General features: G+C 47.6%; 26 protein-coding genes. 11 read left to right on the forward strand and 15 right to left on the reverse strand.

From position 1 onward, the window contains the following. Window positions 1-85: 85 nt before the first annotated feature. Complete coding sequence (locus DW039_RS13055; protein ID WP_117589304.1) at window positions 86-430, reverse strand: pyocin knob domain-containing protein; 345 nt, start codon at window positions 428-430, stop codon at window positions 86-88. Window positions 431-505: 75 nt separating this feature from the next. Between DW039_RS13055 and DW039_RS13060 the strand changes: the two genes are divergently transcribed. From DW039_RS13060 to DW039_RS21090, 4 genes are all read left to right on the forward strand, one after another. Then, window positions 506-1105 carry a master DNA invertase Mpi family serine-type recombinase gene (locus DW039_RS13060; RefSeq protein WP_117599663.1) on the forward strand — a complete coding sequence of 200 codons (600 nt, stop codon included), beginning with the start codon at window positions 506-508 and terminating at the stop codon, window positions 1103-1105. Window positions 1106-1251: 146 nt separating this feature from the next. After that, entirely contained in the window at window positions 1252-1593 is a 342-nt protein-coding gene (locus DW039_RS13065; RefSeq protein ID WP_117866130.1) for a hypothetical protein, read from the forward strand. A 130-nt stretch (window positions 1594-1723) separates the two neighbouring features. Beyond that, window positions 1724-2248, forward strand: a complete 525-nt coding sequence (locus tag DW039_RS13070; protein ID WP_117866129.1) for a glycoside hydrolase family 108 protein — start codon at window positions 1724-1726, stop codon at window positions 2246-2248. Continuing rightward, window positions 2238-2768: a hypothetical protein gene (locus DW039_RS21090; RefSeq protein ID WP_182012948.1), complete on the forward strand. Its 531-nt coding sequence runs from the start codon at window positions 2238-2240 to the stop codon at window positions 2766-2768. Before DW039_RS13070 ends, DW039_RS21090 begins: the two co-directional genes overlap by 11 nt. A 79-nt stretch (window positions 2769-2847) precedes the next feature. On the opposite strand, the gene DW039_RS13085 is transcribed toward DW039_RS21090, so the two are convergent. Continuing rightward, a complete protein-coding gene (locus tag DW039_RS13085; RefSeq protein ID WP_117866128.1) occupies window positions 2848-4128 on the reverse strand; it encodes a DUF3440 domain-containing protein in 1281 nt (426 codons plus the stop codon). A 141-nt stretch (window positions 4129-4269) separates the two neighbouring features. On the opposite strand from DW039_RS13085, the gene DW039_RS13090 reads away from it, so the two are divergent. The 3 genes from DW039_RS13090 to DW039_RS13100 all read left to right on the forward strand — a co-directional run bounded on the left by DW039_RS13090 (window position 4270) and on the right by DW039_RS13100 (window position 6046). Next, window positions 4270-4512, forward strand: a complete 243-nt coding sequence (locus DW039_RS13090; protein ID WP_117866127.1) for a hypothetical protein — start codon at window positions 4270-4272, stop codon at window positions 4510-4512. Window positions 4513-5225: 713 nt separating this feature from the next. Beyond that, window positions 5226-5552, forward strand: coding sequence for a hypothetical protein (locus tag DW039_RS13095; RefSeq protein WP_008664637.1), 327 nt, complete (start codon window positions 5226-5228; stop codon window positions 5550-5552). A gap of 212 nt (window positions 5553-5764) precedes the next feature. Further along, a complete protein-coding gene (locus DW039_RS13100) occupies window positions 5765-6046 on the forward strand; it encodes a hypothetical protein (RefSeq protein ID WP_005837084.1) in 282 nt (93 codons plus the stop codon). A gap of 69 nt (window positions 6047-6115) precedes the next feature. On the opposite strand, the gene DW039_RS13105 is transcribed toward DW039_RS13100, so the two are convergent. Both DW039_RS13105 and DW039_RS13110 read right to left on the reverse strand, forming a co-directional pair. Further along, window positions 6116-6520, reverse strand: a complete 405-nt coding sequence (locus tag DW039_RS13105) for a DUF5053 domain-containing protein (protein WP_117866126.1) — start codon at window positions 6518-6520, stop codon at window positions 6116-6118. 43 nt (window positions 6521-6563) lie between these two features. Next, entirely contained in the window at window positions 6564-6746 is a 183-nt protein-coding gene (locus tag DW039_RS13110) for a hypothetical protein (protein WP_117589094.1), read from the reverse strand. Window positions 6747-7062: 316 nt separating this feature from the next. On the opposite strand from DW039_RS13110, the gene DW039_RS13115 reads away from it, so the two are divergent. Next, on the forward strand, window positions 7063-7272 hold the full coding sequence (locus tag DW039_RS13115) for a hypothetical protein (protein ID WP_117879008.1): 210 nt from the start codon (window positions 7063-7065) through the stop codon (window positions 7270-7272). On the opposite strand, the gene DW039_RS13120 is transcribed toward DW039_RS13115, so the two are convergent. The 7 genes from DW039_RS13120 to DW039_RS13150 all read right to left on the reverse strand — a co-directional run bounded on the left by DW039_RS13120 (window position 7264) and on the right by DW039_RS13150 (window position 15485). Next, on the reverse strand, window positions 7264-8436 hold the full coding sequence (locus tag DW039_RS13120; protein ID WP_117589092.1) for a phage integrase SAM-like domain-containing protein: 1173 nt from the start codon (window positions 8434-8436) through the stop codon (window positions 7264-7266). The two genes, DW039_RS13115 and DW039_RS13120, sit on opposite strands and share 9 nt — an antisense overlap. A 336-nt stretch (window positions 8437-8772) precedes the next feature. Continuing rightward, on the reverse strand, window positions 8773-9474 hold the full coding sequence (locus DW039_RS13125; protein ID WP_022401519.1) for a LytTR family DNA-binding domain-containing protein: 702 nt from the start codon (window positions 9472-9474) through the stop codon (window positions 8773-8775). Further along, window positions 9471-10538: a sensor histidine kinase gene (locus tag DW039_RS13130; protein ID WP_120382010.1), complete on the reverse strand. Its 1068-nt coding sequence runs from the start codon at window positions 10536-10538 to the stop codon at window positions 9471-9473. Before DW039_RS13130 ends, DW039_RS13125 begins: the two co-directional genes overlap by 4 nt. A 268-nt stretch (window positions 10539-10806) precedes the next feature. Continuing rightward, window positions 10807-12027 carry an ABC transporter permease gene (locus tag DW039_RS13135; RefSeq protein ID WP_005836280.1) on the reverse strand — a complete coding sequence of 407 codons (1221 nt, stop codon included), beginning with the start codon at window positions 12025-12027 and terminating at the stop codon, window positions 10807-10809. A 53-nt stretch (window positions 12028-12080) separates the two neighbouring features. Continuing rightward, window positions 12081-12827, reverse strand: a complete 747-nt coding sequence (locus tag DW039_RS13140) for an ABC transporter ATP-binding protein (RefSeq protein ID WP_005828066.1) — start codon at window positions 12825-12827, stop codon at window positions 12081-12083. Between the two features lie 15 nt (window positions 12828-12842). After that, complete coding sequence (locus DW039_RS13145) at window positions 12843-14072, reverse strand: efflux RND transporter periplasmic adaptor subunit (protein WP_120382011.1); 1230 nt, start codon at window positions 14070-14072, stop codon at window positions 12843-12845. 12 nt (window positions 14073-14084) lie between these two features. Beyond that, a complete protein-coding gene (locus DW039_RS13150; protein WP_120382012.1) occupies window positions 14085-15485 on the reverse strand; it encodes a TolC family protein in 1401 nt (466 codons plus the stop codon). Window positions 15486-15695: 210 nt separating this feature from the next. On the opposite strand from DW039_RS13150, the gene DW039_RS13155 reads away from it, so the two are divergent. The 3 genes from DW039_RS13155 (at window position 15696) to DW039_RS13165 (ending at window position 18777) form a co-directional block, all read left to right on the forward strand. Beyond that, on the forward strand, window positions 15696-15917 hold the full coding sequence (locus DW039_RS13155) for a DUF4492 domain-containing protein (protein ID WP_005836288.1): 222 nt from the start codon (window positions 15696-15698) through the stop codon (window positions 15915-15917). A 116-nt stretch (window positions 15918-16033) separates the two neighbouring features. Continuing rightward, entirely contained in the window at window positions 16034-17608 is a 1575-nt protein-coding gene (locus DW039_RS13160) for a cytochrome ubiquinol oxidase subunit I (protein WP_005828071.1), read from the forward strand. Window positions 17609-17628: 20 nt separating this feature from the next. Continuing rightward, complete coding sequence (locus DW039_RS13165; protein WP_005828073.1) at window positions 17629-18777, forward strand: cytochrome d ubiquinol oxidase subunit II; 1149 nt, start codon at window positions 17629-17631, stop codon at window positions 18775-18777. Between the two features lie 75 nt (window positions 18778-18852). Here the strand turns inward: DW039_RS13165 and mtgA are convergent, their stop codons facing one another. The 4 genes from mtgA to DW039_RS13185 form a co-directional block, all read right to left on the reverse strand. After that, window positions 18853-19557: a monofunctional biosynthetic peptidoglycan transglycosylase gene (gene mtgA / locus DW039_RS13170; RefSeq protein ID WP_120382013.1), complete on the reverse strand. Its 705-nt coding sequence runs from the start codon at window positions 19555-19557 to the stop codon at window positions 18853-18855. 80 nt (window positions 19558-19637) lie between these two features. Beyond that, window positions 19638-20312, reverse strand: a complete 675-nt coding sequence (locus DW039_RS13175; RefSeq protein ID WP_005828077.1) for an OmpA family protein — start codon at window positions 20310-20312, stop codon at window positions 19638-19640. Between the two features lie 100 nt (window positions 20313-20412). Beyond that, window positions 20413-21741, reverse strand: a complete 1329-nt coding sequence (locus DW039_RS13180; protein ID WP_005828079.1) for an MATE family efflux transporter — start codon at window positions 21739-21741, stop codon at window positions 20413-20415. 32 nt (window positions 21742-21773) lie between these two features. Then, on the reverse strand, window positions 21774-23111 hold the full coding sequence (locus DW039_RS13185) for an ABC transporter substrate-binding protein (RefSeq protein WP_175522695.1): 1338 nt from the start codon (window positions 23109-23111) through the stop codon (window positions 21774-21776). Window positions 23112-23135: the final 24 nt, after the last annotated feature.

The following is a 23135-nucleotide window of genomic DNA, read 5'->3' on the forward strand; positions in this document are numbered from 1 at the left end:
TCTATCATATCCCTTGTACTTTTGAGGGTCAGAAGATACGAATGAAAAAGAATGTATTAGGAAATATTCTATTTAGTAGTAAAAATCATTTCCATTGAGTCCAAACACCATTGACTCGTGACCTCTTATACTCTTTCAGGTCGATAAAGGATATTGCTATTTGTACAAAATCAGCTGAACCTATAACTTTGACCCAATAAAAGCTATTAGTTGGAATGTTTGCCACATTATTCCATACGCTATATTCTCCAGCTTCTACAAGGTTGTTTAAGTCTCCATCTTTAACAATATTTGCTTTGTTCATTTGCAAATTAAGGTCGCTTTTCTTAATCTTCACCGGTTCACTACTTGTTTCCCCATAGAAAAAATCTGCATCATCCTTAACAGATAAGCTGTTCAAGGCTTGACTTATGTTTACCTTCTCTATCATACCTTTGTATTTTTGAGGGTCATTAGAATACCCTTTTTGGTTAGGCTGTTGAATAAGACTACCTTCACCGCAAAAATGGTTTACGCATACATTAGGGTTAGCACTGACAAACAAACAGTCGAGAACCAAAGGTTCGAAGTCCAGAAATTTGCAACGGAAAAAGGACTTGTAATAGATAAATGGGTGTCCGAGAAGGTTTCCGGCACCAAAATTGCTAACGATAGGAAATTAGGCCCGCTTCTCAAGAGGATGAAGAAAGGCGACACTCTAATCATAACAGAAATCAGCCGATTAGGAAGAAACCTGATGGGTATTATGTCAATGCTTCACCTCTGTATGATTAAGGAGACTTGCGTTCTTACTGTCAAGGAGCGTTACGAATTAGGTAATAACATCAACAGTAAGGTATTGGCATTCGCTTTCGGTTTATCCGCTGAGATTGAACGTGATTTGATCAGTCAGCGAACCAAGGAGGCCCTTGCTTACAGAAAAGCTGCAGGAATACGACTTGGTCGGAAAAAGGGGGATAAAAACACGCATTACAAGCTTACAGGAAAGGAACCTCTCATTAGAACTATGCTCGAATATGGTTATTCAAAGGCAGCCATATGTCGTAAGCTTAAATGTAACCCTAAAACATTGGATGACCATTTGCGGAGAATGTCAAAAAAATAATGTCCTTTTTGAAGGCTACATCCATATCTATCTTTGCATTGACATTCTGTGTCAGTGGAAAATCCCGAATTGGCAGCATGTTTGACATAGGCTTACTTACTTTTGTGGTTGTCTGACAATTTGATGGTTATAAATAAAGTAATAAAATGGGTATGGATGATTGGGTTATGCTGGTGACCGCACTCGGTGGCATCGAGGGCATCAAGCAGCTTATTAAGTGGTGGATGTCGCGCAAAACCAATGCGCGTATTGAGGACGCACATGCGGATGTCGAGGAGTTTAAGGCATTACGGGAGTACAACGAGTTCCTGCAAAAGCAGCTTTCGGAGAAGGAACAGCGGTTTGTGGAGCAGACAGACCGGCTCCGTAAGGTGCAGGATGAGTTATTTACACTGAAGGAGGCTAATTCTGACTTAAAACTGGAACTGGCGCTTAAACGGTGTGAGAGGAAGAAATGCGGTGACAGAGAACCGCAAAACGGCTACTGATTCGCGGAAAGGAAGGTGTTTCACAACAGCTCCCTTTCCCTTAATACTACACAACTTAAAGTTTAAACAAAGGCGTTTGCAAATATATTGTATTTTTATGTAAAACCAAAAATCAAGGAGGAAAATAAGAATGGCGAATGTGTATAAATTAGCGCCGTGGATTCTCAAATGGGAAGGCGGTTTCGTGAATGACCCGGCAGACCTTGGAGGTGCAACGAATATGGGTGTGACTATTGGCACGTGGAAGTCATGCGGCTATGACAAGGACGGTGACGGTGATATAGACGTGGATGACCTGCGTCTGCTTACCCGTGAGGATGTCGTTAACCGGGTGCTCAAACCGCATTATTGGGACAGATGGAAAGCTGACGATATTAAATCGCAATCAGTTGCTAATATCCTTGTCGATTGGGTGTGGGCATCCGGTGTACACGGAATAAAGATTCCTCAACGTTTGCTTGGTGTTACTGTGGATGGCATTGTTGGACCTAAGACACTCGCTGCGGTGAATGCCAGGAACCCGCGTGAGTTGTTCGACATGATTAAGATTGCACGGTTTGATTTCATCGAGGATATATGTAAAAAACGTCCGGCGAACAATAAATTTAAGAGAGGTTGGATGAACCGTATAAATGACATTGCCTATGTTGGCTAAGGTTATGAACTGGGTAAGCCGGCATATATTGCTGGCTCCTTTCATGTGTCTGTTCCTATTGTTATCATGTGGCAGCTCTCATAAAGCTGTCAAGTCCGGTGCAGAAGTAATCAGAAAGGACAGCACGAGTGAATCGGTCGATATCGTACATGGGGCAAGTACCTCTTTGAGCGAACTCATTACCGCTAATGGTAACTATGTGATTGATTTCCGTATCTATGATACAAGAAAACCGCCCGATAGCTTGACCGGGAAATCTCCGTTATTGGCTGACGGTCATGTAGAAGGTGATTTCAATAAGAAGGAGGATAAACAGACGGTAGTAGTTGATACTACGAGTGTCAAGGCTGATAAAAGAACCATTTCCAATATCCGTGAGGAAAAACGGTCAGAAACTATAAAAGAAAAAAAAGAATCCACCTTGCTTAAACAAATTGGTTTTGCTTGTGTTTGTGTAACCGTTTTGATTGTCGTTATGCTGATAGTAAAACATTGGCGCAACAGACAATCTTCATCATAAGACTTTAAATTTATAAATTGGACTGCTCCGGCTTGCGAAAGTCGGAGCAGTTTTATATGTTTACTGTAAAATGCAGTATTTATAAAATATCCTTGTATTTTTTCAAGGCGTTACTCTTCATTTTGTTCTCCTCCTTGGTTAGGGCGAACCCCATATACTTGCAGGTATGGTCGTTACGCAGGATACATATACACATACGCTTATAGGTGGGAATTTCTCGGAACTCTTCTATGTCAATGTCATCCAGGTAGTCCATTCGTACTGGTTTCTTGTCTGTCCTATAGTTGGTACTGTCACCCACCTGGATGGGGATATTGCGGTCTTTCAGCTTCTGTATGACTTCATCACTGAGAACTCCACCCTTTTCCTTCCAAAATTTGATACTGGTTTCCAGCTTGGACTGGTATCTTCTCCTGGTATGTTCCGGCAGGGTCGAAAGCAGGAATTCCATGAATGACTTCCAGGTATATCCATCCGGCAGACGTATCTCTCTCCTTCCAGCAGCACGGGTATTGCCGTAAAGTCCGGCAAAGCCGACTCCGTTTACACGTCCTATCATCCGTCCCCAAGTGTTGGGGTCAATGACCTTGTACAAGGCAAGGCTCTCAATGGCCTCGCTGATGAACGGACTTGCCACCCGTTGCCGGTCAAGGCTTACCCCGGCTTGATAGTAGAGGTCGTATAGTTTATTGTAATCCCATCGGAACTTACCGTTGGCAATCCATATATCCTCCGTTTTCCAGTCGAACAGTGGATATAGGTTATACACATCCTCGCTGATTTTCGTGCTCCATTGGTAATCCTTATATTGCTCTTTCACACCTCGATAGATTGTGCGCCAACGGTTGTAGCTTTCTTGGGTACGTATGCCCACCAGACAGCAGGTACGCCGTGCAGCTTTCCGTTGATGGAGCCAACGGGAAAACTCTGTCTGAAATTCATAGTCCCACATCCTGCGGTTATAGAAAGGGAAATCGTCTACAGTCATTGCGCCCTCCGGCATTTCTCTGACCCATGCTTCCTTTTTTGCTTCGTCCCAGGGACGCCAGTAGTTCTGGTACATGGAGGTACAGGTCGTTACACGGAAAGGCACGCAGACACGGTACACGTCCAGCATGTCCTTGTTTGCCTCCAATACCCGGTCCACATAGTCAATGGTCATACTGTACTGTATCTCATAGTCCATGTGGAACACTCCAATCCTGCGCTTCAGCCGGTTCCTACGCATATAGTCCAGACATAGGTTCAGCAACACTCCGCTATCCTTTCCACCTGAAAAGGAAATGTATATATTGTCGAACTCTTTAAAAATCACTTCCAGTCTTTCCTGGATTAATTCATATACATTCTTTGGGCTCATATGGTGTAAAAAATTATAAGTAGTGACAAAATTAATGCAAAGCCTCAATATTTCCTATAACTTCGGCTTCTATATCATTTGTAATTGGCTTCAATTATCTATATTTGTGCAGGCTAATTCATAAAAACATAAATAGCAATTATGGCAGAAGAAAGTAAATATTCCTATGACGAGGAATCCGTCAAGGCAATAATCGAATGGGCACAAACAACCCAGTTACCCAAGGAGGTGATGCTAAGTGAGGCAGAACATATTTTTGACACCTCTATGTATGTTAATGCGAATATCTGCGATATAAAGCAGCATTATCCGGATGCTTTCTATAATCCGGCCATTGATAGATTGTATCGGTTGAAGGAAGTAATAGAAGGGGCGGTTGAATAAGCTGCCTTTATATTCATAGGCAACAATTCATATCTATTGTGTGTGACATGTCCCGGCTTTCGTCGGGGCTTTTTCATTTATATCCTTTCTTTTATAAAATTCCCTCAAGTCACGTAGGGAATTTCAGAAAAGCAGTTGTCTTTATAGTAGAATCCGGTATATAGTGTTAGTATAGTCCTTCTTTCAGCCATTGCAGTTTCTTTATACTGGATTTACAGAATGTTCCAACATTGTGTGCTCTAATTGATTGTATATATTGAAAGGAACATGCTGGACCTCAGCTTTTATGCGGCTGAGGTTTTGTCGGAGACAAGAGTGCGTTGTTGAACGTGCGATGGAAATATGTGTTTAACCAAATTATTAGTTATGAAAAAAGAGTTTTGTATGGTAATTGCATTTGCTATGGCTTTAGCCGGGTTATTTATGCTTATGTTTATGTCATTTGATTAGTGAATGTCTGTTTGTTGACTGTTTTATAGAAGGGGCAGCTTATTCAGCTGTCTTGTTCCATTTCCCAAGAATTAAGTAATCCATATTGTGTAATTATTCCCCATGTGTGGTACTCAGTTCCACATATTTCCACACATAATTATTCCTTCTTGTTTTTATAATATGCTGATGTATAATGTATTATGTACTGATGTACATCATGGCATATCGTTTGTCCTATAGTTAATACAAAAACTATATTTATTTACTTAAAACTTACGATTATGAAAAAAGTATTGGTAGCATTAGCAATGGTTATGGGATTAGGCAGTTCAGTAGCATTTGCTTACGTGGTTTCTGGAACACAGTCTGTAGAGCAAACTCAGCAAAATCCTCAGGATGAGTTCACAAAAGTGGAAGTAAAAGACTTGCCTCAGGCAGTTATGAATGTCTTGGCTAAGGACTATGAGGGGGCTGTAATAAAGGAGGCTTTCATTTCCGAGAAAGAAACCGGTAAGATTTATAAGGTTGTGTTGACCATCACCAAGGAAAATCAATCCACTGAAGAAGTAACGGTACTTCTGAATGAAAAAGGAGAAACTGTAGAATGAATGGAAACTCTGTAGTGGTTCGGATTCATCTACAGAGATGATTTGAGATACTTTTATGTCTATCTCGTTAATGCGAAAGGGGCGGCTGAATAGTCGCTCTTTTTGTTTATATTGTAATAATAGTTCGTTTCTTTTTTGTCAGAAATTCCTATTATAGAGGGTTGTTTTATACAAAATAATGTTTATATTTGTATTCTAATCCCTATTGTATTATGAATGACAAACAACAACTTCTAATTGATTGTATTTCCCTTCTTCCCGTTATAGGCATTCTGGTTTTGATAACTGTTGCCAATGACCAGCTTGTTACTATGGTTGCTGCCTATGTGCTTTGCGGAGAACTCTTATGTGTATTGGTTAGCAGGATATTAAATTTGTACTATATTGATGTGGCTTTTGTTTGGTTGGGTGGGATTATGCTTTGGCTGTGGTATTGGCTCTGGTTGGAGTCAAGCCATGTAGTGATGGAGATTGTGGAAAGGACAGTTGAATGAATCGCTTCTTTTTCAGTAAAAAATCCCCGTAGCGGCTCAACTACGGGGATGGTGTCAAATAACAGAGTATCAATATGAGATACTAAGTGAGCCTATTTTTTGAGATATGTCTTGTAGTGCATTGTTGAATGTCTGTAATTCTTCTTTAGTAAAGCGTGCCGGTTTCCCGTTTACCAGATTGCCATTTAACCTCTGATATAACCACGAACGGCTCTTGTTGAAATACTTTTTCGCAAGATAGCTTAGAGAAACTATTTCGGCAACTTCTTGTAATTGCAATTTGATTGCACTTTCTTCTATAACGTCCAGTTTCCTATCAATGTTCTGTAAGCGTTCTGATACGAAATCTGCAATAGCTTTTTTATCTTCTTCCGAATTGTACTTGGCGGCTATTTCTCTCATTTTGGTATAGAACTCTGGAGAGTCTGTACCAAGTAGCGGCTTTAATGCCAGTAATTCATCTTTCAGTGCCATATATTTGTTTTTTAGTGCCCTCTCCGGAGAGAGGGACTTTGTTTTACTTCTTTTTTTCTAACTCTTTCAATATTTTGTCGATTGTCAGTAATCGGTCTAATCTTTTATCAATCTCTTTTTCTTGGTTAGTTCCGGTAACTTCGGCAATAAACCTTAGCTGGTCTAATTCTTTTTTGAGGAATGCTCTTTGTATAAGCAGGTCCTTTTTAATTTGTTCGTTACTCATGTTGATTACTTTTGTTATTTGACATTACAAAGATAATAATCTTTTGGTTATTATACAACTATTGCATGAATTATTTTCGTTATTTCGCATATTTTTTCCATATTTGCGGTGCGTTACATACTTTATTGAATAGGAGGAATAGTAATATTCCGACCGTAGAGCTACTGGTGATAAATTTTGCCAGTAGCTTGTGCATATACGGTTCCGACCCCCGTGTGATAGCTTAATGGTTTCACTGTATCCTCCTATTTGAGAATATGTAACGCAACGGGAAAGCGGAACCGTTCTTTTTTCCGCTCCTTAATCCGGTTGCGTTATGGGTAAAACTGAATCATCCTTCCCGAAGCTCACGAAGTCCTTTATTGGATACGGTCACTATCGGCTGATAGTCACGTTTTCCGATTGTGTGAAAACCGCGCTGACGGGAAATATGGACTTAATAGACCGCTTGAACTCCGACATAGAAAAGGAGAGGGAAGAAGCTACTATCGAGGCAATAGCTTTCGTCCAAGAACAATCACTTTAGACTGTCGAAGATTTTTCTCATTGCATCATCCGCATGTTTTCGCATGACCCTAAAATAGTTGAATATTGGTCTATTGGTTTTCATCGACTGGCCGATGCAGTATTCAAGTATTTCTAAGGAGATACCTAATTCAAATCCGTGCTGGACGAATGATTTACGGGCTGAATAATATATCACATGTTTCTTTATGCCAGCTATCTTGGCAAGTTCTTCCATTTTACGTGATACCACGGAGTAGCATTGCCCGAATGTTTTGTACTTGCCAAACACAAGCTTTCCGTTTTTTTGCATGTATTTGTTTATGATTTCTCTGGCTTCCGGTTGGATTGAAAATGCGGTTTTGCTTTCACCGCTTTTCTTGTTCTTTGTTTTCCGTCGGTAATATTCTATCCAATCTTTACGGAAATCAATGTCAAGCATATCTATAAGGTTGATTCCACCGAGGTAATAACTTAGCATAAATATGTCGCGTACTACACCTATGTTGTATTTGGGAATTTCCATATCCCGGATAGCTTTTACTTCGTCAATAGTAAGGTCTAGTTCACGAATATTAGCGGATGGCATTCGGCAGAACTCAAAAGGGTCAATCTCATATTTTACCATATTGTGCTTCTTTGCATAGTTGATAATCACTTTGAGTAATGTCAGATATATTTTGATAGTGGTAGGGGATAACCTCTTATCCTCAAGGTCCATCTCGAAATGCTTTATATTCCGAGGTGTAATCATAGAAAGTAATAAGTCACCTTGTGACTTAATGAAGGACTGGCAGGATAGCCTATATAACTTCTCTGATTTACTTCTTTTCTCTTCTGCGAGTTCAGATAGATAAGAATTCATAGCTGAGGAGAATTTGGCATTGGTATGGTCTTTCTTCTTGATGATGATTTCCCGGAGTTCGGAACATGAATATACATCCACATCATAGATGTTGTCTATGACTTTTTGGTAATGGTTGAGCAGGTTCCGGAGCTTCATGTTCATAGATGCAGCTTCGGGGTGATTGATAACTTGACCATCTTTAAATTGGGACAAGTCATCGATGATACAGTTTGTAGGAATGTATCTGGTACCGGAGTTGTGTGCCAGAGATATTCTTACTTTGTGCTTTCCGTTGATAAGCACTTTAGCTGGTACGATACAAAGTTTAAGTGTTGCCATCTTTTTGTTTAATAAAGTTGCGACAATTTGGTTATTAAAAAATACTGTCCGACAATTGTCCGACAATCAAATTTTGCAACCTGCTGCGAAGTGATGGAAATCTGCTTTTTCCGTAAGTACCTGATACACCTAAAATAAAAGCACTTCCAGCGTTCGCTTACGGAGGAAGTGCTTCACACAAAAACTAAACTAGACTTAACTAAACTATTCTATTGGGGGAGTTTCACAACTCCTATCTGTTCGGTGCAAAGATAAAAAAACATATTTTAATATGCAAAAGGATTCTATAATAAATCGACGTTTTTTCCGATTTTATCGACGGATTAGTCGATTTTTTTAGCTTCTTTGGTCTAAAAATTCTTGAAAAGCTTGTTTATAGCTGTCACTTATCGGGATGTAATTCTTTCCGAACACGATGCGGCCACGGTCTATAATACGTATTTTATTCTTCTGAACAATGTAGGAACGGTGGACGCGCATGAAACGCGAGGCAGGCAGAAGTTCCTCCATTGCCTTCATGCTCATGAGAGACAGGATAGGCTTGGGAGAATCCTCCTCGTAGATTTTGAGATAGTCTTTTAGCCCCTCTATGTACAGAATTTTACTCAATTCGATTTGCACCAGCTTATACTCGCTCTTTACGAAGATGCTCTGAATCTCTTCCTTGGACTGTTGCAGCAATTCGAACCATTGCACAGCCTTGTTGGCAGCCTGCAGAAAGTCGACGTAGGAGATGGGTTTCAGCAGGTAGTCCAGCGCATTGACTTTGTAGCCGTCTATGGCATACTGGTCGAAGGCGGTGGTAAAGACAATGCGGGTGCCGGAATCGACCATCTTCGAAAATTCCAGTCCGTTCAGTTCGGGCATCTGGATGTCGAGGAAAAGCAGGTCGATGTGCTTCTCGGGCAACTCCTTGATGGCTTGTACGGCACTGGAGTATTTACCGACCAACTCCAGAAACGGGGTCTTGTTGACGTAGCTTTCCAGCAACCCTAGGGCGAGGGGCTCGTCGTCTACAATGGCGCACTTCAGATTCATATCTTTATAATTAAAATAGATTTATACTCTTTCATGTCCTCACTCACTCCTTGCTGCCAGTCGTAATGACCGGGATAGGTCAGCTCCAGACGCTTGCGCACTTGTTCCAAGCCGATGCCGCTTCCGCTTTTATCTGCCACGCTTTTGGGATGATAGCTGTTGGTTATTTCGCAATGTATCTCTCCGGGGCTTTCACTGAAGTGGATACGGATAAAGCTGGGCTCAGTGGGGGAGATGCCATGCTTGAAGGCATTCTCTATGAGGGAAATAAAGATGAGCGGAGCTATTTCCGTACGGCTGTCCGGTCGGACGTCTATCTTTGTTTCCACACGGACGTTGGCGGAGAGACGGATGCGCATCAGTTCGATGTAGTTACGGATGAAGTCCATCTCCTTGTCCAGGGTGACGAAGTTCTGCTGATTGTCATACAGCACATGGCGCAGCAGTCGGCTCAGTTCCTGCACGGCAGTCTGTGCCTTGTCGGCATCGAAGGCGATGAGGGCGTAGATGTTGTTCAGCGTATTGAGCAGGAAGTGCGGGTTGAGCTGGTTGCGCAGGTTCTTCAACTCGGCTTCCGTGCGGCTTTTCTCGGCTTCGCGGCGGGCGGCGTCCATCTGCGCCCAGCGGCGGCTCAGCTTGATGGCAGCGCTGAGGCCGGCGGTGAGAATCATGGTCGAGACGTCGCGCAAGATGAATATCCATTTGGGAGGCCCCATGTGCTGACCGTCATCATCGCCGCGCATATGGTTTTGGAATGTGTATTCTTGCCAAAGGTGGGCGCCGGTGGTAATGCAGATGATGAGCAGTGTGTTCAGCAGGAGATACTGCCGGATGCGTCCCTCGAACAAGTAGCGGGGAATGAGGAAGCAGTAGTTGATGTAGAATACAAGGAAGAATGAGAGGGTACTGCTGCTACCGTGGCGCAGATAGTCCGCAAGGCTGATATTGAAGCCGCTGCGTGTCATCATCAGAAAGGGGAAACCGATGACGATACCCCAGACGATGATGTGTATCAGGGTTTCGATGCCGCGGTGGCGTGGGTTAGGGAGCTGTTGTTTCATCATAATACAAAGATAGTGATTTTAGATGGATATTGGAAATATCCGCTGCCTACGAAGCAAATCTCTGTTCGCAGGTTGCGGATAAGCGTTTCCAGGTTGCGGATATGTATCCCAAGCTTGCGGATGTCTATCCCAAGGCTTGGGATAGAGATTATCCTTAGTTTCGCATAACTTTTCTCTTTATTGGCAGAAAGTTTTTTCTTAATACTTAGAACGTTTTTTTTTAATACTTAGGACGTGTTTTGATAACTTCTGGCAAGAGAGAGATAGGTTATTCGTAGCGTATGGCCTCTATCGGGTCGAGGTCCGCAGCCTTCTTGGCGGGATACCAACCGAAGAACACTCCGGTGACGGTACATACGGCGAAGGAGAGGAATACACTCCACGGCTGGATGAAGATGGGCCAGTGGGCAACGCTCTTCACTATCCAGCTGGCTCCGCATCCGATGATGACGCCGATAATGCCTCCGGTGATGCTGATAAGAATGGCTTCGATGAGGAACTGGCTCAAGATGTCGACACCGCGGGCGCCTACACTCATGCGCAGGCCGATTTCGCGCGTGCGTTCCGTCACCGATACGTACATGATGTTCATAATGCCGATGCCGCCCACTACGAGCGAAATGCCGGCTATGCAGGCAAGCAGCGTGGTCATCAGGTCGGTGGTGGAGTTCAGCATGGTGCTGAGTTCCTGCTGGCTGCGAATGGTGAAGTCGTCGTCGTCACTCTCCTTCAGTTTGTGGTTGCGGCGCAGTATCTCGGTGATTTCGTCGGTGGCATTGTCCGTCATGTCCTCGGTGAGGGCGGAGGCGAAGATGCCGCTAAGGTAGGTCTGTGCCAGCAGGCGTTTCATCACGGTGCTGTAAGGGGCAAGCACTACGTCGTCCTGGTCCATGCCCATGGAGTTGTAGCCTTTGGACTTCAGCACGCCCACCACGCGGAAGGGCACTTGGTTGAAGCGGATGATACGTCCCACAGGGTCCTCTCCTCCGGGAAAGAGGTTGTCTTGGATGGTCTTTCCGATGACGCACACCTTGGCAGAGGTCTGTATGTCGGCTTCGGTAAACATCTCGCCGTTCTCCACGCTGAGCTGCCGGATTTCGAGATAGTCCGTGCCCACGCCGCTCACGGAGGAGGGGTAGTTGTTGTTGCCCGCGATGAGCTGCCCGCTGGAGGAGACATTGGGGCTGACGGCAGCCAGAAAGTTGGTTTCGTTTCGCAGGGCTTCGTAGTCGGTCAGCTTCAAGGTCTGCATGGCGCTGGGGTCTTGGCGGACACCGCCGCGCATGTCGGCACCGGGGTGAATCATAATCATGTTGGAGCCCATCTCGGAGATTTGCGCCTGGATGCTTTTCTTCGAACCTTGTCCGATGGCAAGCATCGTGATGACGGACGCCACGCCGATGATGATGCCCAGCATGGTGAGGAATGCGCGCAGCTTGTTGTTGTTCAAGGCTCGCAAGGCTATTTTGAAAAGGTTTGTTCCGTTCATATCGTTTTAATGGAAAGTTTAAAATTAATCCCTAATCCTTAATCCCTTATCCCTCATTCCTCCTCCTGCTTAGGCAATGCTGCCAGGGCTTCGGCTGCATTCTGGATTTGGGTGTTGATGGTATCGTCCTTGATTTGTCCGTCGCGCAGCACGATGTTGCGGCTGCTGTACTGGGCTATTTCGGGGTTGTGGGTGACGAAGATGATGGTGCGTCCTTCGGCATGCAGCTTTTGGAACAGTACCAGAATCTCGAAAGAAGTACGGGTGTCCAGGTTACCCGTAGCTTCGTCTGCCAGGATAACGGCGGGATTGTTCACCAAGGCGCGGGCGATGGCTACGCGTTGCATCTGACCGCCGGACATCTGATTGGACTTATGTTCCAGTCGGTCGCCCAGCCCCACGGCTTGCAGGGCTTCGATGGCACGTCTCCGCCTTTCGGAAGCCGAGACGGAGGAGTTATACATCAGCGGTAGCTCCACATTTTCCACGGCAGTGGTTTTGGGCAGCAGGTTGTAACTCTGGAATACGAAGCCGATTTTACGGTTGCGTAGTACGGCGCGTTGAGGCTTGCTCATGGTGCGTACGGAGATACCGTCCAGCAGGTATTCGCCGCTGGTGGGCGTGTCCAGGCAGCCGAGGGTATTCAGCAAAGTCGACTTTCCGGAGCCCGATGTACCCATGATGGTGACAAACTCGCCTTCACGGATGGTGAACGAGACGCCGCGCAGGGCATGCACGGTTTCGTCCCCCACCTGGAAGTTGCGTTTGATATTTTGAAGTTCAATGACTGCTTTATTCATAATTCTTTTTTTGTATTATTTTCCGCTCTTCTTCTTACTTCCCGGAGGGCCAGGCATGAACGGACTCTTCTCACCTCCGGGAGCTTCCTGGCTCATGTCCGGAGCGCCGCTGCCGGGCATGCTGCCGATGGTGGCTTCGGTCACCACTACGGTACCTTCGTTAATGCCGCTGATAATTTCCGTGTTGACTCCGTTGGAGATACCTATCTTCACCGGATGGGCGGTAAAGGTGTTGCCTTCGCGGGTCCAGAGTTTATGTTCCCCTTCGCAATCCTTCACGATATCATTGTCGCCGATAAGCGGTTTTTCGGGGTTGAAGCGCAGGGCACGGGCAGGAGCGCACAGTACGTCTTTGCGGTCGAGGGTGAAGATGGTGACGTTGGCCGTCAGGCGTGGTTTCAGTTTCAGGTCAGGGTTGTGGGCGGATATGACTACTTCGTAGGTCACAACCGTGCTGGTGCTGGTGCTCGACGTGCTGCTTGAGCTGGCATCTCCCAGACGAATTTGTGTGACCACTCCTTCGAACACGTCATTCGGGTAGGCGTCTACGGTAAACGTGGCGCGCTGTCCCTCTTCCACACCGCCTATGTCCGCTTCGTCCACGTCGGCCACAACCTGCATCTGCGTCAGGTCGGCAGCGATGGTGAACAGTGTCGGTGTCTCGAAGCCGGAAGCCACGGTCTGTCCTGCTTCCACGTCGCGGCTGATGACTACACCGTCGATGGGAGAGGTGATGGTGGCGTAGGAGAGGTTGCGTTCAGCCTTTGCCAGTGATGCCTGGCTGCTTTCGTAGTTGCTCTTGGCCTTCTCGTAGTTATAGACGGACTGCTCATAGTCCGTGGCGGCGATGAGCTGCTTTTCGTTCAGCGTCTTGTTGCGCTCGTAGAGTTTTTTCTGGTACTCGTATTCGGCCTCTGCACCGTTGTAGGCGGCGCGTTGCGAAGCGAGTTCGCTTTGCAGTGTCACGCGGTCCATCTCGGCAATGAGTTGGCCTTTGGTTACTACGGAATTGTAGTCTACATGAATCTTGTCGATGATACCGCTCACCTGGGTACCCACTTCCACTTCCGTCACCGGTTCGATGGTCCCCGTGGCGGTTACGGATTCGGAAATCTCGCCTTTATGGATGGTTGCTGTGGCGTAGGTCACCTTGTGCTTGGCCTTGGCACCACCGAAGAGCCATACGCCGCCGCCCACTATGATTACGGCAGCTACGGCAATGAGGATGATTCTTTTTTTGTTCATATATATAAGGTATTATAATTCGATTTTTTCTCCTTGATAAAACTTCAGTAGCTGCATATTCAGTATGGCCATGTATTTGGCTTGCAGTGTCTCCTGCTGTGCGCTGAGCAGATTGCTTTTCTCAGTCAGCAGTTCTACGGTATTCTTCATGCCCAGGTTGAACTGCTCTTGAATCAGTTCATAGCTGGTCTGCGTACTTTTCAGTTTCTCTGTGGCGGCGGCGTAGCGCTGCTGGGCGCTGTTGGCATCGAGCCAGAGGGTTTCGATGGTCTTGTACAGCGTTTTTTGGTCGTCCAGCAGGTCCAGTTCGCTGGTCTGCTTCTGAATCTTGGCTTTCTCTACGGCACTCTTGGTCTGCCGGTTGCTGAAGATAGGCACGCTTACGGTGAAGCCCAGCGAGTTGTTCCAGTTCTGTTTGACTTGCTCGCTGAAGGTGAAGTCATTGCCGTTGGCATGGCTGGTTCCGATGCCGGCGCTGAGGCTCAGCGTAGGCAGATAGCCAGCGCGGGCAATTTTGATGTCGAGGTCGGATGTCTGTATATTCAGTTTGCCGGCTTCTATTTCCGGACGGAGCACGAGGGCAGAACGGTAAACGTCCGTTTTGGTGGGCAGGGGTGCCAGTACGTTTTCCGTGCCGAGTGTGGGGATGTAGAGGTTCATCTCGGATTCGCCGTCCAGTTCCAGGAGTTGTTTCAGTTGTAGTTTGTAGTCTTGCAGGGTGGCTTGTGCGGTCACCAGTTGGTACTTGTCGGTGCTTACCTGCGCTTCCAGTTGTGCCAGGTCGCTTTTGGCTATGCTTCCTGCTTCGAGAAGCTGGCGGGCGCGTTCGCATTCGGCTTGGCTCACTTCCAGGGTCGATTCGTTCACTTTCACGGCTTCGGCGGCGTAGAGTATCTGTACGTAGGTTTGTGCGATACTTTCTTCGATGCTGTTCTCGCTCTGTGCTACGCTAAGTTCGGCAATGCGGTTGTTCAGTTGCTGTTGTTTGATGGTGTTGAGGCGCTTCCCGCCGTTGTAGAGGGTCCAGTTGGCATCGATGCCGTAGCTGCCGTTATAGGAAGTCTTGCTCTGGCTGCTGGTGATGTTGTCGCCGTCGATGATGGTGTTTGTCTCGCTCTTCGGGCGATTCACGACACGCTGGCTCACACTGGTCGAAAGGCTGGGGAAGAGAGCGGCTCGGGCGGTCTTTACATCTACCTGGGCACTTTCCGCGTTGAGGCGGTTCTTGCGGATGGTGATGTTTTGCTGCAAGGCATAGTCGATGCACGCTTGCAAGTCCCATTGGGCGGGCAGGCTGTCGGCTGGCTGCTCGGAACTGCCGGGTATCTGCGTGGAAGTGCCGTTTTGGGCGGCCACTCCCATGCAGCTTGCCATACATAGCGCTATCACTGTCAATCTTTTTACGTTCGTCATATCTTCGTTATTCTATGGTTTTATATTTGCAAATGTAGTGGGGTGGAGAAAGGATTGCAAAAGTGATAGACGTTGAGTGAATTTTCCTCGCCTAAAATCTTTTTTGTACCGATGAATGGGAGAAGTCTTTTTTCTGTTCAACTTTTCACCTTTTTATTTGTTCTTTATATAAAAGTATTTTATATTTGTAATCATTATAATTTTATCGGCATGAAACAGACTGCGGTAAACATTTGGCGTTTTTATTTGGAAGGTTTTCGAAGTATGACGTTAGGGCGTACTTTGTGGCTTATCATTCTTGTGAAGTTATTCATTATGTTCTTCATTCTCCGCCTTTTCTTCTTCCCACGGTTTCTGAATACCCCCGTGGTGGGCGATGACAAGGAAGGCTATGTCAGCAATGAGCTTATCCACCGGAGTCTGGGCGACTAAACACGGAGACACAGAGTTTATTTCCTTGCCCTTATAAATTCTCCGTGTCTCTCTGTTCTTACCCGATAACTTAAAAACTTAATAACTCATAACTTATAACTCATAACTTGATTCTTATGCTTGGACACATTGACACTTCCCTGATTGACTGGTCGAGAGCCCAATTTGCCTTGACCGCCATCTATCACTGGATTTTTGTGCCGCTGACACTTGGACTGGCGGTAATTATGGGCATCATGGAGACAGCGTACTACCGTACGGGTGACGAATTTTGGAAACGTACTGCCAAATTCTGGATGAAGATTTTCGGTATCAACTTTGCTATTGGTGTAGCAACCGGTATTATTCTGGAATTTGAATTCGGTACGAATTGGAGTAATTACAGTTGGTTTGTGGGCGACATCTTCGGTGCGCCGCTTGCCATCGAGGGTATTTTGGCTTTCTTTATGGAAGCAACGTTTATCGCCGTCATGTTCTTCGGCTGGGATAAGGTGAGCAAGCGTTTCCACCTGGCATCTACTTGGCTCACGGGGCTGGGCGCCACGATTTCTGCCTGGTGGATTCTGGTTGCCAATGCGTGGATGCAGAATCCCGTAGGTATGGAGTTCAATCCCGATACGGCACGCAACGAGATGGTGGACTTCTGGGCTGTGGCAACTTCGCCGATGGCTGTCAATAAGTTCTTCCATAGCGTGCTGTCCGGCTGGGTGCTGGCTGCCGTGTTTGTAGTAGGCGTAAGCTGCTGGTATCTGTGGAAGAAGCGCGAGAAGAAATTTGCGCTGGCAAGTGTAAAGATTGCCGCATGGGTAGGTCTGTGTGCCGCTGTGCTCTCTGCCTGGACGGGTGATGGCTCGGGCTATCAGGTGGCGCAAAAGCAGCCGATGAAGCTGGCTGCTATGGAAGGCTATTATGAAGGGCGGCAAGGTGCCGGATTGGTAGCGTTCGGGCTGCTGAATCCTGCCAAGCAGACACCGCAGGACGGAGTAGACCCATTCCTTTTCCGTGTGGAAATCCCTAAGATGCTGTCGCTGCTTGCCGAGCGCAAGATGGATGCTTTTGTTCCCGGCATCAATGACCTGCTGAAAGGTGGATATCCGTTGAGCGATGGTACCGTAGCGCTTTCGGCAGAGGAGAAAATAGAAAAAGGAAAAACGGCTATCGGTGCGTTTGCCGCCTATCGTGCAGCCAAGGCTGCGGGCAATGAGGCAGATGCAGAGGTGGCTGCCAAAGTGTTGAAAGATAATGTAGCCTATTTCGGTTATGGTTATATCAAGGACGTGAACGAGCTGGTGCCCAATGTGTCCCTTACGTTCTACATGTTCCGTGTGATGGTGATGTTGGGTGGATACTTCATCCTCTTCTTTATTGTGGTGCTGTTCCTGGCCTATAAGAAAGACTTGTCGCGGATGCCATGGATGCATTGGGTGGCTATGCTCACCATTCCGCTGGGCTATCTGGCTGGACAAGCCGGATGGGTGGTTGCCGAGTGTGGTCGTCAGCCGTGGGCCATCCAAGATATGCTGCCCACGAGTGCCGCCATCTCTAAGCTGGATGTAGGCTCCGTGCAGACCACGTTCTTTATTTTCCTGGTACTTTTCACTGTCATGCTGATTGCTGAGGTGGGAATTATGCTGAAGGCTATTCGCAAAGGTCCTGAAACCGAAACGCACACACCGTCACATAACTCATAACTTATAACTCATAACTCACAATGAATGCTTATATATTTCTTCAACACTATTGGTGGTTTGTAGTCTCCTTGCTGGGAGCACTACTGGTATTCCTGCTGTTCGTGCAGGGAGGTAATTCGCTTCTGTTCTGTCTGGGGAAGACGGAGGAGCAGAAGAAGATGATGATTAATTCTACGGGACGGAAGTGGGAGTTCACGTTTACAACGCTTGTCACGTTTGGAGGCGCGTTCTTTGCTTCGTTTCCGTTGTTCTATAGTACCAGTTTCGGAGGAGCTTATTGGTTGTGGATGATTATTCTGTTCAGCTTTGTGTTGCAGGCTGTCAGCTACGAGTTTCAGTCGAAGGCGGGAAATCTGCTGGGCAAGACAACGTATCGCACGTTCCTGGTGATAAACGGAGTGGTAGGTCCGGTATTGCTGGGTGGGGCAGTGGCCACGTTCTTCACGGGGTCTAACTTCTATATCAATAAAGGGAATATCGCAGATGCGGCAATGCCGGTTATCAGTCAATGGGCTAACGGCTGGCATGGGTTGGATGCGTTGCTTAATCCGTGGAATGTGGTGCTGGGGCTGGCTGTGTTCTTCCTGGCACGTATCTTGGGAGCGCTTTATTTTATTAATAATATCAATGAGGATGATTTGGTGAAACGCTGCCGCCGGGCACTTTGGGGAAATACGGCGTTGTTCCTGGTATTCTTCCTGGCCTTCGTCATCCGTACGCTGCTTGCCGACGGCTATGCTGTACGCCCGGAAACGGGAGAGGTGTTCATGGAACCTTACAAGTATCTGACGAACTTCCTGCAGATGCCGGTAGTGCTGCTTGTATTCCTGGTTGGTGTGGTGGCTGTGCTCTGGGGCATTATCCGCACGCTGTGGAAGCCGGCATTCGACAAGGGTATCTGGTTTGCCGGTGCAGGGACGGTGCTTACGGTATTGGCACTGCTGCTTGTGGCAGGCTATAACAATACGGCCTATTATCCTTCTACCCACGACCTGCAAAGCTCACTCACGTTGGCAAACAGTTGCTCGAGCCAGTTCACACTGAAGGTTATGGCTTATGTCTCTATCCTTGTTCCTTTCGTTCTTGCCTACATCTTCTACGCTTGGCGCAGCATCGACAATCGCAAGATTGATGCGAAGGAGATGGAAGAGGGAGGACACGCGTATTAATTAAAAATTAAGAATTAAAAATTAAAGGAGGATGTGTCATCTGTGTGCTATTAACTGTTTTGATACATCCTCTTCTTATTCTTTTGTCCGCATCTCATTTAGCTGGAATTTGGGTACCAGTTTCATCAATCGTAGAATCTGTCCTTGCCTTTTCTTTATGTAAGGGGAGGGGTGTGCTGAGTCGAAGCGTATGGGATTGGGCAATGTTGCCGCTATTAGTGCGCACTGTCCGGCAGAGAGCTTGGCTGCTGTAGTCTTGAACTTGTATTTGGCGGCAGCTTGTGCGCCATAGATGCCTTTTCCCATTTCGATGGAGTTGAGATAGACCTCCATGATACGTTCTTTGGACCAGAAGAATTCTATCAGTACGGTGAAGTAGACTTCCAGTCCTTTACGTACCCAGGAAGACTGGGGCCATAGGAATACATTCTTTGCCGTCTGCTGGCTGATGGTGCTTGCGCCCCGTTTCCGTTTTCTTGTTTCATTCTCCTTTATCGCTTTCTGTATCTCGATGAAATCGAATCCGTTGTGTGTGGCAAACCGGTTGTCTTCCGAGGCAATGACGGCCATAGGCAGGTGAGGGGATATCTTGTCGGAAGATATCCAAGTGTGGTGCCAGCATGGACTTTCACCCTTAAAGACCTGTTGCACGCTGCGAATAACCATCAGTGGCGTGATGTAGACGGGTACAAAACGATAAGCCACTACCGCTAGGATAGTGGAAATAAAGAAGAATAATATGATGTTGCGGAGGAACCGCAAAGGCTTCGGGAGTTTCATGGAGAGAGTGCCAATGTGATTAATGTGTTAATGTGCCAATATGCATATTGGCACATTAACACATTAATCACTTTACCATATTAATTAGCTGCCTCCGCATTCTTAATCATCTGTTCGCTGGCATACATATATACCTCTACGCGTCGGTTCTGGTCGGCAGACAGACTTTCGTCGTATTCGTTGTATCCCACGCCTTCCACTTTCTTGAACTGGGCCGGAGATACGCCGCAATCCTGCAAATAGTTCTCTACGGCATAGGCGCGGTTCTTGGAAACTTTCATGTTGGCTTCGTAAGTACCCACTTTGTCGGTATGGCCGATGATGGCGATATCGGTTGTCGGGTCTTCCTTCAGAATCTGTGCGAGTTCGCGCAGGGAAGCCTTTGCCTCGTTGCTCAGTGCTGCGGAGTTGAAGCCGAAAAGAATACCTGCCGCAAAGGATACTTTGACAGCCGGCAAGCCGTTGGCATCCGTCACCTGCTCCACTTGGGCGCCTTCAATCTTGGCAGCTTCGGCAGCCTTCTTGTCCATCTTGTGTCCGATGGCAACGCCGGCACCCGTACCTACTGCAGCACCTACCGCAGCTCCAATGGCTGCCCCCTTGCCTTTACCTATCAGTCCGCCGATAATGGCACCTGCTGCTGCACCGGAGCCACCGCCGATTATTCCACCTTTGGCCTTGTTGTTCATTGTGCCGCAACTGCCCAGCAGCAATGCGCCGCACAAAAGTAATACTGTAAATTTCATCTTCTTCATAACTCTTTTTCTTTAAAAGTTGACTTTATCTTTAATGTTGCAAATTTATGTATATAATAACCATATTCTTCTTTCTAAAGTTCGCCAGTTCTGTCCTTTTTTAGAGAATTTTCCTTTTGATGAGGACGAACCAGGCTGTCAGTATAAGACCTTTGGCAACGGTCGTTCCACTTACTGCCCACCAGATGGCATCCACTCCCATACCCATGTGCACCAGCAATAACGCCACCGGAATACGCATGTAATTGCATCCGATGCTGACAATGGCAGGCGGCACTGTCCGTCCCAGTCCGTAGAACACGCCCTGCATGGTAATTTCCATCATCATGAACATTTGCGAATAGCCGTCGATGCGGAGGAAATCTCCACCCACACGGTAGGCTTCGGCCTCGGGTACGAAGATAGAGAACACCTCGCTGCCGAAGAAGATGAACAGTAGTGAGCAGAGGCTTCCGAATACGCCCGTCATCCACATGGTGGTGCGCCATGCTTGCTTCACGCGCGACTTCTGCCCCGCGGCATAGTTCTGGGCGATGAACGTGCTCAGCCCCGTGGAGAATCCTTGCGAAGTATTCCAGGTGATGGCCTCGATTTGTCCACCAGTGGTGAATGCCATCAGTCCGATGTGTCCTCCTTGCTCCGAGGCGGTGCGCGAGAGGAACATGTTGACGAAGGCAAATAGCGTGTTCAGCGTAGCCACGGGCAGCCCGAGCTTGAAGATGCGCCGGGTGTACTTCTTTTTCAGCGGAACGATAAAGGAGAAACCTCCGAGCACGGCGCTTTTCCCCCGGAGCTTGTAGACGAAGATGCCGAATACTGTAGCTTCGGAAAGCCATGTGGCAAGTGCCGCGCCCACTGTTCCCCAACCGAAGCCGAAGATGAACAGAGGGTCGAGGACGATGTTCATTATCAGTCCCGTCCCGCTGATGTAGAACGGAATCTTGCTTCGTCCTGCCGCGTTGTAGATGCCCGTAAAGGCAGCGGAGAGAAAGATGAAAGGCAGTCCCGTCGACACGATGCGCAGATAAGTCACGGCGGCGTCCGTGATATGCTGTTTCAGTTCGAAGATGTTCAGGATGGGGCGGGCGAAAAGAAAGAGCAGGCCTCCCCAGCAGACGGAGATGAGCAGGGCAATCGTAATGTTGTGCGAGGCAAAGCTGCGTGCGTCCTCTTCGCTGCGTGCACCGATGGACTGGCCTACGCTGACTTCGGCGCCCACTTTATTGAGCAAGGCGATGGAGCCGGACATCCACGTCAGTATGCCTACCGCACCTACTGCAGCCATGGACTCACTGCCCAGACGCCCTACCCATGCCATGTCCGTCAGGCTGTAGGCCATCTGGATGAACGAGGTGGCCATGATGGGCATTGCCAGCGTGAAAAGCTGGCGGTTGATGGGGCCTTGTGTCAGATTCTTTGTTCCTTGCACGTTGACGGGTTTTTAGGTAAACAATGTGTTGCTCATCCCCTTTTCCGCTTTCTGCGGAGACGGTGGCGGCGTTTCTGCTTGTACTTTCGTATCTTGGCATATACCAGCCAGATGAAGAGCAGACCGAAAACGGCGAAGATGAGCAGCACGATGCCTGTGTTGAGATTGTCACCTTTCACGCGGCTCCACATCTCGAGCACTAGTTCCGTGCGGTCGCCGAAGTCGCGTATCATGGCGCAACGTTCCACTACACAGCGGTCAGGGTACTGGACCGGGTCTATCTGCAGGCTGTCGGCTCCGGGCAGGGGGCCGAAGAAGTAGCTGAGGTCGGAGTGCACGTCGAGCGTGGTATCGGTCTTGGCCTCCATGATTTCCGGTGTGGCTACGGCGCTGACGTAGCCGATAGCATCCATGTTGCGCAGTGCCACGGAAGGCTGGCAGAGGTAGTTGATGAAATAGCTTGCCGCCTTCACGTTGCGGGCGTAGCGGGGGATTACCCAGCCGTCGTACCAGATGTTGCTGCCTTCGCGGGGGACGGTGTAGTCCAGTTCCACACCCACGGCATCGGCCTCCTCGATGGCCCAGACGGCATCGCCGCTCCAGGTGAAGTTAATCCACGCCTTGTTCTTGGTCATCATTTCTTTGCCGAAGTCGGCTTCCCAGCCGGCGATGTTGGGTTTCATCTCCTTGAGGCGTTGCTCGGCCAGGGCGATGGCCTGCGGGGAGTTGTCGTTCATCAGTTGCTCTACTGTGACGGTGCTGTCGGCCAGCTCCCGGGCGTGGGCGTAGATGATGGCGGTACCGTAGGCATCGCGGTAGCTGTCCTTCATCAGTATTTTGCCTCGGTTCTTGGAGTCCCAGAGGATATCCCATGTGCCGGCCTCTTCGGCGGTAATAAACTTTTTGTTGAAGAGGATGCCAGCGGTGCCCCACATGTAGGGTACGGCATAGTCCTCGGTCTGGCGTTCCGGTTGCGAGGTCTTGTTCAGCTCGTGGCGAATGTAGGGCGACACGTTGGGGATGTAGTCCGGCGTGTGGCCGAAGTTGCGGTCGATGGGTAGCAGGAGGTCTTTGCGAAGCATGCGTTCGATGATGTACTCCGAGGGGCATACGACGTCGAAGTCCTCGTGCCCGCGCTCAATTTTGGTGAGCATGATTTCGTTGATATCGAACACCTGGTAGATGATACGGAGGTCTTCGCCCGTCTGCTGCTTGTACCAGTCGGGAAATTCGGCAAGCACATCTTCATCGATGTAGTCCGCCCAGTTGTATATCTTCAGTACACGGCTGCGCTCTTCTGTGGAGTTTCCACAAGAAGAGAGGAATGCGATACAGCACAGTAGAATCAGTATGTTTATTATCCTTTTCATCATCTTGTTCTTGACAATTGATAA

The sequence above is a fragment of the Bacteroides sp. AF39-16AC genome, from assembly GCF_003602735.1.
GTDB lineage: Bacteria > Bacteroidota > Bacteroidia > Bacteroidales > Bacteroidaceae > Bacteroides > Bacteroides uniformis.